Here is a 15,825-nt window from a genome sequence, read left to right as displayed (position 1 = left end):
GCTCTCTCGCCGGGTGAGTCGGATCTCCCGCGTGCCGCGGAACGTCCCCGGCCGCCGCGATCCGGCGCGCCCGGATGTCGGCTCGTGCGCACCCCGCGCACCGAGTCGCCGCTCGACCGGACCGCGGCATCCGCGGGGCTCATCGAGTCGAGGAGGACCCATGACCAGCACCCCCGCCCCCAGCATCCCGGCCGTCAGCAGCGACCGCGGCGGCGCGCCTCGCGTCGCGATCGTCACCGGAGCCGCCCGCGGCATCGGCAAGGCCATCGCCGAACGCCTCGGCGCCGACGGACTCCACGTCGTCGTCGCCGACCTGCCCGGCGCCCGCGCGGGCATCGACGAGACGGTCGCCGGCATCCAGGCCGCGGGCGGTCGCGCCAGCGGACACGAGGTGGATGTCGTCGACGAGTCGTCGGTCGAGGCGCTCGTCGCCGCCGCGGTCGCCGACGGCGGCCAGCTCGACGTCTTCGTCGCGAACGCCGGCATCGCGCAGGTCGAGCCGCTGCTCGACTACGAGGAGAAGGACTTCCAGAAGATCTTCGACGTCAACGTCACCGGCGTCTTCAACTCGTACCGGCAGGCGGCGAAGCAGTTCATCCGGCAGGGCGAGGGCGGCAAGATCGTCGGCGCCGCATCCATCGTCGCGTTCCGTCCGTTCGCGCTGCTCGGGCCGTACTCGGCCACGAAGTGGGCCGTGCGCGGGCTCACCCAGGCCGCCGCGATGGAGTGGGCCGAGCACGGCATCACCGTCAACGCCTACGGTCCCGGCATCGTCGGCACGGCGATGTGGGACCTCATCGACGAGAAGCTCGCCGCGCAGCAGGGGCTGGCGAAGGGCGAGGCGCTCGCCGAGAACGCGCGCTCGATCCTGCTCGGCCGGGTGAGCGTTCCCGAGGACGTCGCGAAGCTCGTCTCCTTTCTCTCGTCGCCCGACTCGGACTACGTGACCGGGCAGACCTACCTGGTGGATGGCGGCATCCAGTTCTCCTGATGGGGTGCTGACGGCGGCCGGTCGCCGAGGTCGCCCGGTCGCCGCGTGCACGGAGGCGTCTGAGCCGGGACGTCGCGACGCACTGCGTCGCGAGTCCCGGTCTCAGACGCTTCCGTGCTGGTGAGGGCGCCGGGCGCGACGGGGCGGGACCCTGCTCGCGATCGGGCAAGACCGGGACGGGACACCGCGCAACCGCATCGGATGTCGGGAACGGGGCTCGCCCGGGAGGCAACCGAGACGCATACTTAGCCGCGTGGCTCAGTATTCGGCGATCGATGAGGCGGAGGCCGACGTCGTCTTCGCGGCGCTCGCCGATCCGACCCGCCGAGCCGTCGTCGCGCGGCTGGGTCGCGGCGAGGCCGGGGTGAGCGTGCTCGCGGCCGGCTTCGACATGGCGCTGCCGTCATTCCTCAAGCACGTGCGGGCGCTCGAGCGCGCCGGACTCGTCACGACGGTCAAGCGCGGACGCGTGCGCACCTGCCGACTCGACCGCGAACGTCTCGCGGTGGTCGACGGCTGGCTGGCGGATCAGCGCGCGATCTGGGAGCAGCGCGCCGACCGGCTGGAGCAGTTCCTCGCCGGCGAGGGCGCGGCATCCACCGACCCGGCTCGCCTCGACGGGGCTCTGGGCCCGGCGATCGCGACCCCGGCATCCGCGACCCCCGCACCTGCCACGCGACGGCCGCCGACCCCCCGGACGGCATCACACCCGAAGGAGACCCACGATGAGCGATGACATGACCGACACGATCGGGGCCGGCTCCGGCGGTCACGTCGGCCCGGCGATCGACCCCGAGCTCGACCTCACGCTCGAGCGGGTGATCCGGGCGCCGCGCGAGGCGGTGTTCCGGGCCTGGACCGACCCCGAGCGCTTCGCGCAGTGGTTCCTGCCGGCGCCGATGCGGCTGCGCGTCGAGCGCTTCGAGCCGATCGCCGGCGGCGCGCTCGTGACGAGCATGAGCGACGACGGCGAGACGTGGATGCCGCACCTCGACGCGCTGTTCCTGCGAGTCGACGCGGGCGAGCGCATCGTCTTCACGAACGCGATCTCGGCCGACCTGCGCCCGCAGGATGCGCAGCCGGTGCCGATGGCGGCCGAGATCGTGCTCGCCGCGCATCCCGAAGGAACCGACTACCGCGCGACCGTGCGGCACCGCGCGCCCGCCGACCGGGACCGCCACGCCGAGCTCGGCTTCGCGGAGGGCTGGGGCGCCGTCACCGCGCAGCTCGCGGCGCTCGTCGAGGGCTGACCCCGCGCGTCGTGGGCTCACACCGAGCGCGGCGGCGCCGGCGCTGCAAGCTCCGCCGCCGCACGCCGTTGCGGATGGGGACGGGTTCTCAGCCGGAGGTGAGCTCGGTGGTGCCGCCCACCCGAAACCGTGTGCGCCGTGATGCGGACGCGGTTCCGCCAGCGCGCGCGTGAGTTGCGACGAGGCGCCGCAGGCCCGGTTCAGGCGTCGAAGATCTGGCCGATCGGCTCGCGCTTCTCGGCCTGGAACGCGTCTTCGGCACGGCCGAGCGCCCAGTACGCCGACAGCGACAGCAGTGCGCGGTCGACGCCCCACTCGCCGTTGATCAGGCGGCGCAGCTCCTTCATCGCGCCGCGCTCGCCGTGGGCGAAGACCTCGACGGGTCCCGTCGGGGCGGGCAGGGCGCGGGCCGCGGCGACGAGCAGCTCGCCGGCCGTCGCGGCGGGGGCCGCCGCATCCGTGTCATCGAGCCGGTGCAGCCAGGTCAGGTCGACGCCCTCCGGGTGAGTGAGCGGCAGCTCCTCGGCCGCCGAGTCGACCTCGATGATCGCGGTGCCGTGCGCGTCGGCCGGCAGCGCCTCGAGGGCCGCGGCGATCGCCGGGATCGCGGAGTCATCACCGAGATACAGGCGCGGCAGCGTCGCGTCGTCGGAGGGGGCGAACGCGCCGCCGGGGGTCGACGCCGAGACCACGTCGCCGGGCTGAGCGGCGAGCGCCCACGGCCCCGCGACGCCCTCGTCGCCGTGCACGACGAAGTCGATCGCGAGGGTCGCGGCCGCCGCATCCACCTCGCGGATCGTGTAGGTGCGACGCACCGGCAGGTCCTCGAGCGGCAGGCGCTCGCGCAGCACCTCGAGGTCATAGGGCGGCTCGAGGCCGAGCTCGGGCTTCGCGAAGAGCAGCTTCGCGTAGGTGTCGGTCGCGGTGAGGCGGGCGGGATCGGCGGCCGCGATCCACGCGGCGACACCCTCGCCGCCGAAGCGGAGGCGCACCAGGTGCGGGCTGAGCCGCTCGCTGCTCGTCACGGCGAGGGCGTGCTGCGAGCCGCGCGGGCGCACCGGGGCGGCGGAGGTGCCGGCGGGCGTCGCGGTGTCGGCGGGCGTGCGGGGCGGGGGAGTCGTGGAGCTCATCGGGTCTTCCGGTCGAGGGCGGCGGCCGCGCGGTGGCGAAGGTCGGCGCAGTAAGGATGCCCTAACATCCTCGCGGGTCGACCTCGGTGCGCGCTGGGCCGGCGTCGATCTCCCGCCGATCCGGTGCTCGGATGCGGGGGGGTGGTCGGCGGAAGGACCCGGTTCGCCCGGCCGGCTCAGGAATCGCTGTCGTCGGAGTCGCGCGGCTCCTCGACCCAGCTCCAGCGCTTGCGCTTGCGCGGCTCGCCGCCGCGAGCGGCGTCGCTCGGCGGGTTCTGGGCGTCGGCCTCGGGGTGCGGGGTCGGCGTCGCGAACGGCGTCGGGGGCGCCGGCTGCGGCGTCGCGCTCGGGGATGCCGGGGTCGGGGATGCCGGGTTCGGGGCCGAGGAGTCGGGTGAGCTCGCATCGCCGCGCGGGGTGTGCGCATCCAGCTGGGCCGCGCGCGGGAGGTCGAGCGGGTTCGGAGTCGGGCTCGGCGCGGCGGCCGGCGTCGCCTCGGGGCCCGGGTCGGCATCCGGCGCGGAGGCGACGGGATGCGCGGGCGACGCCCCGGCGGGAGCCGCGTTCGGCGCCCCCGTACTGGGAGCCCAGCTGTGAGTCCCCGCGCCCGGCGCGGCGCCGCCCGGCGCCCCGCCACCCGCAGCCCACCCGGTCCCGGTGCCGCCGGCGGCATCCGTCGCTCCGGGCGCATAGCCGACACCGCCGGGCGGCGTCGGCTGCCCGGGCTGCCAGCCCCACGACCGGAACCATCCGGCGGCCAGGGCGCGCAGCACGATGCCGACCCCGAGGTACATCGCGCCGAGTGCGAAGCAGAAGTGCGGCAGGTAGTTGAGGGCGCCGGCCGCGAAGCCGATGATCCCGAAGATCATGTCGATGATGCCGAGGCCGCCGGGCAGCCGAATGCCGCCGCCGTCGTATCCATACAGCTGGCTGAAGCGCACGACGGCCGACGCGACGAAGCCGACGATGAGGAAGGCGATGCCGCGGCGCGTGTAGCGGTGCGCGACGGAGGCCGGGTCGGCGACGGACGTCATGGAGCTCCTCGGCGTGTGGGGAATGCTCACACAGCCTGGACGACGCCTGTCGCCGCCGATAGCCCGCACCCGGGGGTCGCGGGTCGCGTCGCGGGTCGCGGGTCGCGGGTCGCGGCGGGGCGCGGGGCTCAGGGCGACGTGCCGGGCGGTCCCGCCTACTCCGTGTGCGACCCGTGGAACCGCGTGACCTTCGGGCGCAGCACCCGGATGACGATGCTCGCGCCGATGAACGCGGCGCCGAGCGGCACGCTGAGTCCGAGCAGCGACTGCACGCTGCCCAGCACGGTGACCGCGCCGACCGCACCGGAGAAGTACGGATAGAGCAGGCCGGCGGCGACGTCGGCGAAGCGGCCGAGCAGCCATCCGCCGGCCATGAGGGCGATGCCGGCGATCAGCAGCTTGCGCGCGGTGCGGCTGGCGGCGGTCTCGGTATCGACCACGCGGGCCTCCTCAGTGGTGAGCGCGACCGGATGCGGGCGCGGCGAGCGTTCCTCATCCATCCTCGCCGCCGAGGGTGAACGACGAGGGAACCGCGCCGCGCGAAGCGGCGTCGCGACGCCGCGCCGGCGACCTCAGCGCGGATCGAGCCGCAGTGTGACCTCGTGCGCGTTCGCCCCGACGACGGTGTCGACGATGTTCTTCGCATAGCGGGCGTACTTCGCCCGGTAGACCTCGTCGAGGGCGCTGTTCACCGCATCCGCCGCGTCGATGCCGGTGAAGGTCACCTGCTGATCGACGCCGCCGAAGCGCACCTGCCCGGTGCCCGAGGCGAGGGCACGGCGGAACCAGCCGTTGTCGCGGCCGTAAGCCGAGCGCACGAAGATCGCATCGCCCGAGCGCACCGCCCAGATCGTGACGAAGGGACGCAGCGAGCCGTCGCCGCGGTGGGAGGAGATCTCGAGCTCGTCCTCGGCATCGAGCGTGGCGAGCTGCTGCGGGGTCCAGTCGGTCATGCTCCGATCCTGCCCCCGCACGCCCACATCCCGCCGACCTTCTCCCGAGTTGCCCACTTCCGCGATACCCGCCGCGCGACATGCCGCGGAAGTGGGCAAGTCGGGAACAGGAACGGGTCAGTGCGCGCCGGTGACCCACATGATGCCGAGGCTCGTGAGGGTGACGAGCGCCCAGAGCGCGCCGCCGAGGGCGAGGGGGCGCCAGCCCGAGCGGCGGATCGCGGCGATGTCGGTCGACAGCCCGATCGCGCTGAGCGCCATCGCGATGAGGAAGACGGATGCGGCGCTCAGCCCCGGCTTCGCCTCGGCCGGGATCACGCCGAGCGAGCCGACGATCGCGACGACCACGAAGCCGATGAGGAACCATGGGATGAGCCTGAGCACTCCGAGCGGGGTCAGGCGCGGGGGAGCGGGGCGCGCCGCCTCCTCCGCCTCGGAGAGCTGAGGGTGGCCAGGAATGCCCGCCTCGACCGGCGTGTCGCGTGCATTCGTGGCCACCCGCGAGCCTTCGAGACCGGCCCGCCGCCGCCCGACGAGCACCGCCAGTCCGATCGTGATCGGGATGATCATGAGCGTGCGCACGAGCTTCACGACGACCGCGAAGTTCGCGGCGCCGTGTCCGTAGACGGCGGCGGTCGCGACGACCGAGGAGGTGTCGTTGACGGCGGTTCCGGCGAAGAGGCCGAAGGCGTGCGGAGAGAGCCCGAGCGCGTGCCCGATGATCGGGAAGACGATCACGGCGCTGATGTTGAACAGGAAGATCGTCGACACCGCGTAGGCGACCTCGGCGCTGACGGCCCCGATCACGGGCGAGACGGCGGCGATCGCCGAGGCGCCGCAGATGCCGGTGCCGACGCCGATGAGGGTGCGCAGGTCGCCGATCACGCCGAGCGCGCGTCCGATCAGCCAAGCCCCGACGAGGCACACGATGAGCGAGCCGAGCATGACGGGCAGCGATTCGAGCCCGACGGCGGCGATCTGCCCGAGCGAGAGCTGCGCGCCGAGCAGCACGACCGCGACCTGCAGCAGTCGCTTCGACGTGAACTGGATGCCCGGCTTGAGCACCGCGCCCGGCTTGCGGATCAGCGCGATCACGACGCCGATCACGATGCCGGGAACCGCGCTGCCGACGAGCGGCACGACCGACCCGATCAGCGTCGCGACGACGGCGATCACGGCGCAGACGAGGATGCCGGGCGCGAGCCGCATCCACCGGCGGGGAAGGGAGTCGGCGGCATCGGTCACAGGGCCACCTTGCCGCAGATCCCGTCGCGACAGAGTCTCAGCTCTGCGAAATGCGCAAGCACGTAACTGCGACACCACGGGTTTCGAGGCGATCGGCAGGAGACGGGCCGTGAACGACGCCCCAACATTGACCTCACGCCGCCCCACCGGGGCAGCCCACTCCCGCAGCGGATCGGCATCCGCCGCGGAGCCACCACGCCAGCCCAGTGCCGGGCGCGATCCGAAGGAGCCGCGATGTCGAGAACTCGCCGCGACAACCTCGCCGGAGCGCTGATGATGGTGCCGGCGTCGATCGTGATCCTCGTGCTCGTGATCGTGCCGATGGCCATCATCGCCCGCGACAGCTTCGCCGTCAGCGACCCGCTCGGCGGCAACCTGGGCGGCTTCACGCTCGAGAACTACGCGAAGCTGCTCGACCCCGTCTACGCGAAGACGATGGGATACAGCCTCGGCATGGCCGTGCTCAACGCGGTCGTCTGCACGGTCGTCGGCTACATCGTCGCGTACTACATCGCGACCCGGCCGGCCCGGCGTCAGCCGCTGCTCCTGCTGCTGGTGATCATCCCTTTCCTCACCGACTTCCTGGTGCGCACCTTCTCGTGGATCACGCTGCTCGGCTCGGGCGGCCCGATCATCGGCCTCGCCAAGGCGGTCGGCATCCCCGCCACCTCGCTCGTGCCTTCGCAGACCGCGGTCGTGCTCTCGCTGCTCTACGCCTTCCTGCCGGTCGCGGTGTTCCCGATCTACGCCTCGATGCGCGCCATCGACCCGTCGCTGCGCGAGGCGGCCGCCGACCTCGGCGCCGGCTGGTGGCAGACCCACGCCCGCGTCTACGTGCCGCTGAGCGCATCCGGTCTGGCCTCGTCGGTCATGCTCACCTTCGTTCCGACGCTCGGGGTGTTCGTCATCCCGGTGCTGCTCGGCGGCGGCAAGGACCCGCTGGTCGGCAACCTCATCGTCACCCTGTTCACCGAGTTCCGGAACGAGCCGCTCGGCGCCGCCCTCTCGATGGTCGTGCTGGTGCTCATGCTCGTCACGGTCGCCCTCGCCGGCATCGTCACCCGGGTCGTCACGAAGAAGCGGAGCGCCTGATGGATCGCGTCGTCGCCTGGGCCTCTCGACTGGTCTTCGTCTTCCTCTACCTGCCGATCGCGGCGCTGATCGTCTACTCGCTCAACGCCTCCGACGTGAACTACCGCTGGGAGGGCGTGAGCCTGCGCTGGTACGCGGAGCTGTTCGCCGACCGGATGCTGCTCGAGACGCTGCGCACGAGCCTGATCGTCGGTCTGCTGGCGGCTCTGCTCGCGACCGCGCTCGGCTTCCTCAGCTCGATGGCGCTCGTGCGCTTCCGGGTGAAGGGGCGCGGGGCGTTCCTCGGCGCGATCCTGATCCCGCTGATCGTGCCCGAGATCGTGCTCGGCGTCTCGCTGCTGACCGTGTTCAGCACGACGGGCGTGCCGGCCGGCTTCCTCACCCTCGTGCTCGGTCACACCGTCATCACGCTGCCGCTCGCGACGCTCGTGCAGATGGGCGCCATGAGCTCGCTCGACCCGAGCCTGCCTGAGGCGGCCGCCGACCTCGGCGCCGGCGCGTTCACGACCTTCCGCCGGGTGACGTTCCCGCTGCTGCGGCCCGCGATCCTCGCCGCGTTCCTGCTCAGCTTCGCGACCTCCTTCGGCAACATCGTCATCTCGACCTTCACCTCCGGCGTCGGCACCACGACGCTGCCGCTGCGCATCTACAGCCAGCTGAAGACCGGACTCACACCCGAGCTCAACGCCCTCGGAACGCTGCTCGTCGTGCTGACCCTCGCGATCATCCTGATCGTCGGCGTCGGCCAGCTGCGGCGCATCCTCGCCGGCGGCCCGAACCCGAACTGAGCCGCCCAGACCTGACCTGCCCGCATCCACAGCACCCGCTCCACAGCACCCAGCACCGCACCTGCTCCACACCACCCGAATCCCTCTTGAGAGGACACAGCAATGAAGAGCAAGGCCCTCGCCGCTGTCGGCGTCACCGTCGTCGCCGCCCTCGCGCTCGCCGGATGCTCCGCCGGCGGATCGTCGTCATCCGGCTCGAGCACCAAGCTGCACATCTACGCCTGGTCGGGCGAGATCCCCGACTCGGTCATCCAGGGCTTCGAGAAGGAGACCGGCATCACCGTCTCGGTCGACAACTTCGACAGCAACGAGACGATGATCTCCAAGCTCGCCGCGGGCAACTCCGGCTACGACGTCGTCGAGCCCAGCCAGTACGCGGTGCCGCTCATGGTGCAGCGCGACCTGCTCGCGAAGATCGACAAGTCGAAGCTCGAGGGCTTCGACAACATCGCCGAGAAGTTCGTGAACCCCTCGTTCGACAAGAACAACGAGCACAGCATCCCGTGGGTGTGGGGCACCACCGGCATCCTCTACAACGAGGACTGCACCGGCGCCCCCGTCACGGGCTGGAAGGACCTCTGGAACGAGAAGTACAAGGGCAAGATCTACATGCTCGACAACATGCTCTCGGCCTACATCGGCGGCATGCAGGTGAAGGGGCTCAGCGCGACCTCGACCAAGAAGGACGAGATCGAGAAGGGCACGCAGGCGCTCATCGAGCAGAAGCCGCTGCTCGCCGGCTACAACAGCGACAACTACGCCGACCTCGTCGCGACCGGCGACGCCTGCATCGCCGAGGCCTACAGCGGAACCGCCGCGGCCAAGGCCGTCGCGTCGAACCCGAGCGTGCACTACATCATCCCCGAGGAGGGCGGCACGCTCTGGACCGACAGCTTCTCGATCGCGAAGAACGCGCCGAACGAGGATGCGGCCTACAAGTGGCTGAACTACACGCTGAAGCCCGAGGTCGCCGCGAAGCTGACCGACGACGGCGCCTCGGCCAGTGCCAATGAGGCCGCACTGAAGCTCGTCAAGGACCAGACGCAGGTCACGAACCCGGCGATCTACGCGCCGGCCGACAGCCTGAAGAAGTCGGAGTTCATCGTCGACCCGGGCAAGGCCCTCGCCTACTACCAGGACGGCTGGACGCGCGTCCGCGCCAGCTGATCGGCGTCCGCGGCTCGGTCTCACCTGATCCGAGACCGAGCCGCGGCACCCGCCCCGCGCGACAGTCCGCCGAGCGCACGGGCCTCATCCCACACCCCGAACCACCCCGCACAGGGAGCAGCACAGATGACCGAGACACCGGCCCCCGTCGCCGTGCGACTGCGCGGCATCACCAAGACCTTCGGGTCGAACACGGTGGTGCGCCCGCTCGACCTCGACATCCGCGACGGCGAGTTCTTCAGCATCCTCGGACCGTCCGGATGCGGCAAGACGACGCTCATGCGCATGATCACCGGCTTCGAGTCGCCGACTGACGGCTCGGTCGAGCTCGCCGGACGCGACGTGTCGAAGGTGCCCACGCGCGACCGCGACCTGAACATGCTGTTCCAAAGCTATGCGCTGTTCCCGCACCTCTCCGTCTACGAGAACGTCGCCTTCGAGCTGCGCGTGCGTCGCACCGCGAAGGCCGAGCTCGACACCCGGGTGCGCGAGGCGCTGCAGCTCGTGCGCCTCGCCGACTTCGGCGACCGCAAGCCCAACGAGCTCAGCGGCGGTCAGCGTCAGCGCGTCGCGCTCGCCCGCGCCGTCGTCGGCCGCCCCGCCGTGGTGCTGCTCGACGAGCCGCTCGGCGCGCTCGACCAGAAGCTGCGCAAGGAGATGCAGTTCGAGCTCAAGCGCATGCAGCGCGAGGTCGGCATCACCTTCATCTACGTCACGCACGACCAGGAGGAGGCGCTGACGATGAGCGACCGCATCGCGGTCATGTCCGAGGGGCGCGTGCTGCAGGTCGCCTCGCCGATCGACATCTACGACGCTCCCGCCTCGCGCTTCGTCGCCGGCTTCATCGGCAGCTGCAACCTCATCCCCGCCCGCCTCGAAGCGGGTCGCGCGATCCCCTCGGGCGCCGGTGCCGGCGCCGGGGCGATCCCGGCCGACACGGCGGATGCGGCGGCCCGCGGCCTCCGGGACGGCGCGGAGGTCGTCGTGGCGGTGCGCCCCGAGCGCGTGACCCTGCACGCCGACCCCGCCGCGGCTCCCGCCGGCGCGGTGCGCGGCATCATCTCGGCCCGCGTCTTCCTCGGCGACGAGTGGACGGTGCACGTGGATGCGCAGGGCCTCACCCTGACGGTGCAGGTGCCCTCGGGCGAGGCCGGGGCGGAGCTCGCAGCTCTCGCCGACGGCGCCCCGGTGGCCGTGTCGTGGACGACCGCGGCCGGCCGCATCCTGCCCGCCGCCGACCAGCCCCCCGCCGACCAGCCCCCCGCCGACCAGCCCCCCGCCGACCAGTCCGCCGCCGGCCAGCCCTCCGCGGACCCGACCTCGACGGAGGCAGCAGCATGACCGCATCGAACCCCGCCCTGCGCGTCGCCGTCGCGCAGCTCGCGCCGACGACCGACGCCGGGGTCAACCGCGACCGCATCGTCGAGCTCGTCGAGGCCGCGCACGAGCGCGGCGCCCGCCTCGTGGTGCTGCCCGAGGAGGCGATGCTGCTCGCCGGCGAGCTCGACGAGTCGGTGCGCGCCGACACCGTCGCCCGCGACTGGCCCCTCTTCCTCGGCCTGCTCTCGCGCCTCGCGCTCGAGAACGGCACCTGGATCATCGCCGGCGGCTACGAGCCGAGCGGCGACGCCGAGCACCCGGCCCGCCCGCACAACAGCATCGCCGTCGTGAACCCGCGCGGCGAGCTCGTCGACGTGTACCGCAAGCTGCACCTCTACGACGCCTTCAGCTACCGCGAGAGCGACTACGTCACGGGCGGCACCGAGCTGCCGCCGGTCGTGCTGATCGAGGGCGTCGCCGTCGGCCTCGTCAACTGCTACGACATCCGCTTCCCCGAGCTGAGCCGCGACCTCGTCTCGCGCGGCGCCGACGTGCTCGCGGTCTCGGCCGCCTGGGTCGCCGGTCCCCGCAAAGAGGATCACTGGACGACGCTCGTGCGCGCCCGCGCGATCGAGAACACCTGCTGGGTCGTCGCCGCATCCACCAGCGTGCCCGACTGCGTCGGCACGAGCATGATCGTCGACCCGCTCGGCATCGTGCGCGCCGAGCTGCCGCCCCGCGGCGACGAGCTCGCCGTCATCGACGTGACCCTCGACCGCATCGCCGAGGTGCGCGAGACCCTGCCCTCCCTCGCCAACCGCCGACTCGACACCCGGGTCACCGTTCAGGAGAACTTCGCGTGAGCCTCACCATCGACCCCGCCGGCGCCCCGCTCGACCCCGAGCTGGTCGAGAAGCTCGGCCGCGTCTCGTTCCCGACCATCGGGCACTACCTCGAAGAGGGCTTCGCCGCCCCTGAGATCCGCCGCCAGTCGGGCGAGGGCAAGGTCGTCGGCCGCGCCGTCACGCTGCGCCTGACGGGTCAGGACTCGACGCTGCTGCACCATGCCGCCGGCGCCGCCGAGCCCGGCGACGTGTTCGTGATCGACATGGGCGGAGATGCGCGCCACGCGCCCGTCGGCGAGGTGCTCGCCGAGGTGCTGCACCACCGCGGCGCCGCCGGCGTGATCGTGGATGGCGTCGTCACGGACATCGACGAGATCGCCCGCACCGGCCTGCCCGTCTACGCCCGCGGACTCAGCGTGCTGACCACCAAGCTGCTCGGCCTCGACGCGGGCGGCATCAACGTGCCCGTCAGCGTCGGCGGCGTCAGCGTGCAGCCCGGCGATGTCGTGCTCGCCGACCGCAACGGGGTGCTGTTCGGCAGCCCCGCCGTCATGGCCGCGATCATCGACACCGCCCTCGACGACGACGCCGAAGAGCCCGGCTTCGTGCGGGAGGTGCTCGGCGGAGTCCCGCTCGGCACCGCCTCCGGCGCGACCGAGCTCGTCGAGAAGGTGCTCGCGGCGCGCGGCTGAGCCGCCGCATCCGCGCTCGCCGCACTCCCCGCCCGACCCCTCCAGCTCCTCCGATCGGACATCCCATGCTCATCAAGGCCGCCATCAACGGCGGGCGCTCGCGCGACGAGCACCCCGCCATTCCGCTGACCCCCGCCGAGATCGCCGTCGCGGCGGCGGATGCGGTCGCCGCCGGCGCCGACGTCGTGCACGCCCACGCGCGCACCGCCGACGGCTCGCAGACCATCCACCCCGACGAGATCGGCGCGATGGTGCGAGCGGTGCGCGAGGGCGCGCCCGGCGTGATCGTCGGCACCACGACCGGCCTCTGGACCTGCTCGGGTCACGCCGAGCGCATGGAGCTGCTGGCCGCCTGGCCCGCGGATGCGCTGCCCGACTTCGCGAGCGTCGCCTTCTGCGAAGAGGGCGCCGCCGAAGCGGCCGAGCTCGTGCTCGAGCGCGGCATGGTGCTCGAGAGCGCCGTCTGGTCGATGGATGACGTGCCCGCCCTGCTGGCCGCGTCGACCCTTCACCAGAACGTGCGCATCCTCATCGAGCCGGAAGACGAGGACGTCGAGGTCGCGGTCGACCACGCCCGCCGCATCGCCGCCGCGCTGCGCGACGCCGGCGTGACGGCGCCCCTGCTGTATCACGGCTACGACGAGACGGCCTGGCCGCTCGTGCGGGCCGCGATCGACGACGGCCACGAGACCCGGGTCGGCTTCGAGGACATGCTCGTGCTCGACGAGGATGCGCCGGCCGCCGACACGGCCGCGATGGTGCGCCTCGCCCGCGAGCTCGAGGGCGCCGCGCGCTTCGCGGGCGCCCGCGCAGAGGCGTCGGGGGCTCGCGCCTGAGGCCGCACACAGCACGTCGCACCGCCCGTGCAGGGTGCGGGCGACGCGGGCGCCTCGTGGAGAGGGGTGGCCCGATGGAGCGCCGGTCGCGTGGTGGCGACCGGCGCTCTGCTGTGTCGCGACGGCCGAGCGCCGAGCGATTCCGGACCGCGCTCCGAACACCCTCACGCAAGGAGCGGGCGTCGTGCGGATCGCAGGTTCCACGACGCCCGCGCCCCGCGCATCCGTCGACACGCCCGGCACCGGCTCGATCCGCCGCCGACTCGCCTCGGCACCGGAACGCGGGGGCGTGCCGGGGTGACGCGCGGGGGAGAATGAGGCGATGACTGCGGATCCGATCGACCGACGGCTCGTCGAGCTGCTCGGCGAGGACGGCCGTCGCGCCTTCACCGAGATCGCGCAGCAGCTCGGCGTCTCGGAGGCGACCGTGCGGGCCCGCGTGCAGCGCCTCACGACCGACGGCACTCTGCGCATCGTCGCGCTCTGCAACCCGCTGACCCTCGGTCACCAGTCGTTGCGCCTGCTCATCAGCGTGCGCGGGCTCACCCCGCGCAGCGTCGCCCGGTCCCTCGTCGGCGCCCCCATGATCGGCAGCGTCGCCCTCGTCTCCGGCGCCCACGACATCTACCTCGAGGGCACCCCGCGCGACCTGGGCCAGCTCGCCGACCTGCTCGACGACATCCGCCGCACCCCCGGCGTCGCGCGCATCGACCAGTACGTCATGACCCGGCTCTACAAGGACTACTCGTGGACGGGCCTGCGCGACCAGTCGGGCGAGCGCGCCCTCGGCGGCTCGGGTCAGCCCGAGGCCTGACCCCGCCCCGCCCTTCTCCGCGAAAGTACGCACTCTGCGCGTCCGCCGCGGCGTGTCGGGCTGCAAAGCACGTCCTCTCGCGGAGACCCGCTCAGGCGCCCGTCACGCTGCCGGGATGCGGACGGGTCGGCCGGTTCACCGGGTCGCGGAATCCGGCCCAGACGTACTCGTCTTTGAGCACCTCCATGACGGTCGCCGTCTCGATCGCGTCGATGCCCTGCACGCGACGCACCGTCTCGGTCAGGAATCGGCCGAGGTCGTCGCTCGTCTCGAAGCGCACATCCGCGATGAGGTCGAACGAGCCGATGCAGGTTCCGACGTACTTCACCTCGGGGAACGCGGAGAGCGCCCGGGCGACGCTATCGGCGGTCGCACCGCGCACCCGGATCGACAGGTGCGCCTCGACCCAGCCCATCTTGGTCGGGTTCGGCATCCCCACCACCTGCACGACGCCGAGCGACAGCAGCCGCTTGTAGCGGGCGCGCACACTGCCCTCCGAGAGCCCGACGTAGCGGCCGATCTCACCGAAGCTGCGGCGGCCGTCGATGCGCAGCTGATCGATGATCTTGCGATCGATCACGTCGATGGCATCGAGCTCCATCCGGCGATTCTCCCACCGGGTCCCGCCGACGAGAACACCCGTTGCGCTCACTCACGATTGACGACGCGAGAGGGTACACAGACGAGCGGAGTGATGTCCCGGCGGATGAGTCGGAGCTCACCCGCCCCAAAGCGAGGGGTTTGGGGAAACTGACGCGGATCCGCGCCGTACTGTGAAGCGATCACAGCACTGACACACCCTCAAATCAGAAGGATCCTGCTTCGATGTCTATGAAGAAGACCCTCGCGACGATTGCGCTCCTCGGAGCGGTCGCGCTCGCACTCTCCGGCTGCGCCACCAGCTCCGGGAGCCAGAACGTTCCGGCCGGCTCATCCGGAAAATCAGGATCCTCGTCCAGTTCTTCAGCTGCCAAACCGGTCGGCTCGCTCCCGTGGAACGCGGGAGGCTTCCTCGGCGGCAACGCGACTCCTACCGTCGCCGATGGAGAGAAGGGGAAGGTCAGCGTCGTGTCGCAGGGCGTTCTCGAATCCGACGGCTTCGGCAGCGGAACGCTCTTGATCGCGTTCCGCAACAACACCGACAAGGCCGTGTCCCACGTCGACTTCACCGGCACCGCTAACGCCGGAGGCAAGATCGTCGCCAGCGGTGAGAGCCAGGGAACCATCCCGGCCCAGGTGCAGCCGGGTGAGGCGGGATTCTCGTTCATCTACTTCAGCGACGTCGCCTCGATCCCGGCCGACGGAGTCGAGTACAAGTTCAAGGCATCGACCTCCGCCGCCGACACCTCGTCGTACAACACCGCGCCGCTGACTGTCACACAGGCTGACAACAACGGCACCGCGATCATCGGCGGTGCCGAGAACAAGACCAAGAAGCCGCTGACTGGGCCGTACTCGGTCGAGGTGTACTGCCTCAACGGCAATGATCTGGCGAAGCAGATCGGCACGTTCGCTACCGAAGACGGTGACATCGAAGCGGGCGATTCCGTCTCGTTCAGCGTTGATCTCTACGGCGGGACGTGCGACTCGTTCGTGCTCGGGGTCTCGGGCTACTTCCAGTGACCTACTGCGGCGACCGGCGACCGGCGATAGTCAGTCGGTCGCCGC

Annotated in this window: 18 protein-coding genes; 12 read left to right on the top strand and 6 right to left on the bottom strand. The window is 71.8% G+C overall.

The window, feature by feature from the left end; genetic code table 11:
* The first annotated feature begins 160 nt into the window (after positions 1-160).
* The 3 genes from BJ979_RS02825 to BJ979_RS02815 all read left to right on the top strand — a co-directional run bounded on the left by BJ979_RS02825 (position 161) and on the right by BJ979_RS02815 (position 2,241).
* A complete protein-coding gene (locus BJ979_RS02825; RefSeq protein WP_179564972.1) occupies positions 161-991 on the top strand; it encodes an SDR family oxidoreductase in 831 nt (276 codons plus the stop codon).
* A 253-nt stretch (positions 992-1,244) separates the two neighbouring features.
* On the top strand, positions 1,245-1,727 hold the full coding sequence (locus tag BJ979_RS02820) for an ArsR/SmtB family transcription factor (RefSeq protein WP_179564970.1): 483 nt from the start codon (positions 1,245-1,247) through the stop codon (positions 1,725-1,727).
* Positions 1,717-2,241, top strand: coding sequence for an SRPBCC domain-containing protein (locus tag BJ979_RS02815; protein WP_246286670.1), 525 nt, complete (start codon positions 1,717-1,719; stop codon positions 2,239-2,241). The genes BJ979_RS02820 and BJ979_RS02815 overlap by 11 nt, the downstream gene beginning before the upstream one ends.
* A 200-nt stretch (positions 2,242-2,441) precedes the next feature.
* Here the strand turns inward: BJ979_RS02815 and BJ979_RS02810 are convergent, their stop codons facing one another.
* The 5 genes from BJ979_RS02810 to BJ979_RS02790 form a co-directional block, all read right to left on the bottom strand.
* The gene (locus tag BJ979_RS02810) at positions 2,442-3,371 is read right to left on the bottom strand and encodes a siderophore-interacting protein (RefSeq protein WP_179564968.1); all 930 of its coding nucleotides are present in this window, start codon (positions 3,369-3,371) and stop codon (positions 2,442-2,444) included.
* A 176-nt stretch (positions 3,372-3,547) separates the two neighbouring features.
* Positions 3,548-4,405 carry a hypothetical protein gene (locus tag BJ979_RS02805; RefSeq protein ID WP_179564966.1) on the bottom strand — a complete coding sequence of 286 codons (858 nt, stop codon included), beginning with the start codon at positions 4,403-4,405 and terminating at the stop codon, positions 3,548-3,550.
* 155 nt (positions 4,406-4,560) lie between these two features.
* Positions 4,561-4,845, bottom strand: coding sequence for a hypothetical protein (locus tag BJ979_RS02800; protein ID WP_179564964.1), 285 nt, complete (start codon positions 4,843-4,845; stop codon positions 4,561-4,563).
* 132 nt (positions 4,846-4,977) lie between these two features.
* A complete protein-coding gene (locus tag BJ979_RS02795; RefSeq protein WP_179564962.1) occupies positions 4,978-5,358 on the bottom strand; it encodes a DUF2255 family protein in 381 nt (126 codons plus the stop codon).
* 117 nt (positions 5,359-5,475) lie between these two features.
* The gene (locus BJ979_RS02790; protein ID WP_343046577.1) at positions 5,476-6,603 is read right to left on the bottom strand and encodes a YeiH family protein; all 1,128 of its coding nucleotides are present in this window, start codon (positions 6,601-6,603) and stop codon (positions 5,476-5,478) included.
* A 234-nt stretch (positions 6,604-6,837) separates the two neighbouring features.
* Between BJ979_RS02790 and BJ979_RS02785 the strand changes: the two genes are divergently transcribed.
* The 8 genes from BJ979_RS02785 to BJ979_RS02750 all read left to right on the top strand — a co-directional run bounded on the left by BJ979_RS02785 (position 6,838) and on the right by BJ979_RS02750 (position 14,157).
* Complete coding sequence (locus BJ979_RS02785; protein ID WP_179564960.1) at positions 6,838-7,695, top strand: ABC transporter permease; 858 nt, start codon at positions 6,838-6,840, stop codon at positions 7,693-7,695.
* Positions 7,695-8,483 carry an ABC transporter permease gene (locus BJ979_RS02780; protein WP_179564958.1) on the top strand — a complete coding sequence of 263 codons (789 nt, stop codon included), beginning with the start codon at positions 7,695-7,697 and terminating at the stop codon, positions 8,481-8,483. Before BJ979_RS02785 ends, BJ979_RS02780 begins: the two co-directional genes overlap by 1 nt.
* Before the next feature lie 102 nt (positions 8,484-8,585).
* The gene (locus BJ979_RS02775; protein WP_179564956.1) at positions 8,586-9,650 is read left to right on the top strand and encodes an ABC transporter substrate-binding protein; all 1,065 of its coding nucleotides are present in this window, start codon (positions 8,586-8,588) and stop codon (positions 9,648-9,650) included.
* A 126-nt stretch (positions 9,651-9,776) separates the two neighbouring features.
* The gene (locus BJ979_RS02770; protein ID WP_179564954.1) at positions 9,777-10,991 is read left to right on the top strand and encodes an ABC transporter ATP-binding protein; all 1,215 of its coding nucleotides are present in this window, start codon (positions 9,777-9,779) and stop codon (positions 10,989-10,991) included.
* Positions 10,988-11,833 carry a carbon-nitrogen hydrolase family protein gene (locus BJ979_RS02765; protein ID WP_246286668.1) on the top strand — a complete coding sequence of 282 codons (846 nt, stop codon included), beginning with the start codon at positions 10,988-10,990 and terminating at the stop codon, positions 11,831-11,833. The genes BJ979_RS02770 and BJ979_RS02765 overlap by 4 nt, the downstream gene beginning before the upstream one ends.
* Positions 11,830-12,507: an RraA family protein gene (locus BJ979_RS02760; protein WP_179564952.1), complete on the top strand. Its 678-nt coding sequence runs from the start codon at positions 11,830-11,832 to the stop codon at positions 12,505-12,507. The genes BJ979_RS02765 and BJ979_RS02760 overlap by 4 nt, the downstream gene beginning before the upstream one ends.
* A 65-nt stretch (positions 12,508-12,572) precedes the next feature.
* Positions 12,573-13,343, top strand: a complete 771-nt coding sequence (locus BJ979_RS02755) for a 3-keto-5-aminohexanoate cleavage protein (protein WP_179564950.1) — start codon at positions 12,573-12,575, stop codon at positions 13,341-13,343.
* 322 nt (positions 13,344-13,665) lie between these two features.
* The gene (locus tag BJ979_RS02750; protein ID WP_179564941.1) at positions 13,666-14,157 is read left to right on the top strand and encodes an Lrp/AsnC family transcriptional regulator; all 492 of its coding nucleotides are present in this window, start codon (positions 13,666-13,668) and stop codon (positions 14,155-14,157) included.
* Between the two features lie 91 nt (positions 14,158-14,248).
* Here the strand turns inward: BJ979_RS02750 and BJ979_RS02745 are convergent, their stop codons facing one another.
* The gene (locus BJ979_RS02745) at positions 14,249-14,758 is read right to left on the bottom strand and encodes an Lrp/AsnC family transcriptional regulator (RefSeq protein ID WP_179564940.1); all 510 of its coding nucleotides are present in this window, start codon (positions 14,756-14,758) and stop codon (positions 14,249-14,251) included.
* Between the two features lie 224 nt (positions 14,759-14,982).
* Between BJ979_RS02745 and BJ979_RS02740 the strand changes: the two genes are divergently transcribed.
* On the top strand, positions 14,983-15,780 hold the full coding sequence (locus tag BJ979_RS02740; RefSeq protein WP_179564938.1) for a hypothetical protein: 798 nt from the start codon (positions 14,983-14,985) through the stop codon (positions 15,778-15,780).
* Positions 15,781-15,825: the final 45 nt, after the last annotated feature.

It is taken from the genome of Schumannella luteola, from assembly GCF_013408685.1.
Taxonomy (GTDB): Bacteria; Actinomycetota; Actinomycetes; order Actinomycetales; family Microbacteriaceae; genus Schumannella; species Schumannella luteola.
Note: the sequence above shows the minus strand (reverse complement) of the source record. Positions and strands in the feature narration are given on the sequence as shown.

Excerpts from the sequence above, each read along its gene's own strand:
- BJ979_RS02825 (WP_179564972.1), top strand. The coding sequence starts at position 161 with ATGACCAGCACCCCCGCCCCCAGCATCCCGGCCGTCAGCAGCGACCGC.
- BJ979_RS02815 (WP_246286670.1), top strand. The coding sequence starts at position 1,717 with ATGAGCGATGACATGACCGACACGATCGGGGCCGGCTCCGGCGGTCAC.
- BJ979_RS02810 (WP_179564968.1), bottom strand. The coding sequence starts at position 3,371 with ATGAGCTCCACGACTCCCCCGCCCCGCACGCCCGCCGACACCGCGACG.
- BJ979_RS02805 (WP_179564966.1), bottom strand. The coding sequence starts at position 4,405 with ATGACGTCCGTCGCCGACCCGGCCTCCGTCGCGCACCGCTACACGCGC.
- BJ979_RS02795 (WP_179564962.1), bottom strand. The coding sequence starts at position 5,358 with ATGACCGACTGGACCCCGCAGCAGCTCGCCACGCTCGATGCCGAGGAC.
- BJ979_RS02785 (WP_179564960.1), top strand. The coding sequence starts at position 6,838 with ATGTCGAGAACTCGCCGCGACAACCTCGCCGGAGCGCTGATGATGGTG.
- BJ979_RS02780 (WP_179564958.1), top strand. The coding sequence starts at position 7,695 with ATGGATCGCGTCGTCGCCTGGGCCTCTCGACTGGTCTTCGTCTTCCTC.
- BJ979_RS02775 (WP_179564956.1), top strand. The coding sequence starts at position 8,586 with ATGAAGAGCAAGGCCCTCGCCGCTGTCGGCGTCACCGTCGTCGCCGCC.
- BJ979_RS02770 (WP_179564954.1), top strand. The coding sequence starts at position 9,777 with ATGACCGAGACACCGGCCCCCGTCGCCGTGCGACTGCGCGGCATCACC.
- BJ979_RS02765 (WP_246286668.1), top strand. The coding sequence starts at position 10,988 with ATGACCGCATCGAACCCCGCCCTGCGCGTCGCCGTCGCGCAGCTCGCG.
- BJ979_RS02755 (WP_179564950.1), top strand. The coding sequence starts at position 12,573 with ATGCTCATCAAGGCCGCCATCAACGGCGGGCGCTCGCGCGACGAGCAC.
- BJ979_RS02750 (WP_179564941.1), top strand. The coding sequence starts at position 13,666 with ATGACTGCGGATCCGATCGACCGACGGCTCGTCGAGCTGCTCGGCGAG.
- BJ979_RS02745 (WP_179564940.1), bottom strand. The coding sequence starts at position 14,758 with ATGGAGCTCGATGCCATCGACGTGATCGATCGCAAGATCATCGATCAG.
- BJ979_RS02740 (WP_179564938.1), top strand. The coding sequence starts at position 14,983 with ATGTCTATGAAGAAGACCCTCGCGACGATTGCGCTCCTCGGAGCGGTC.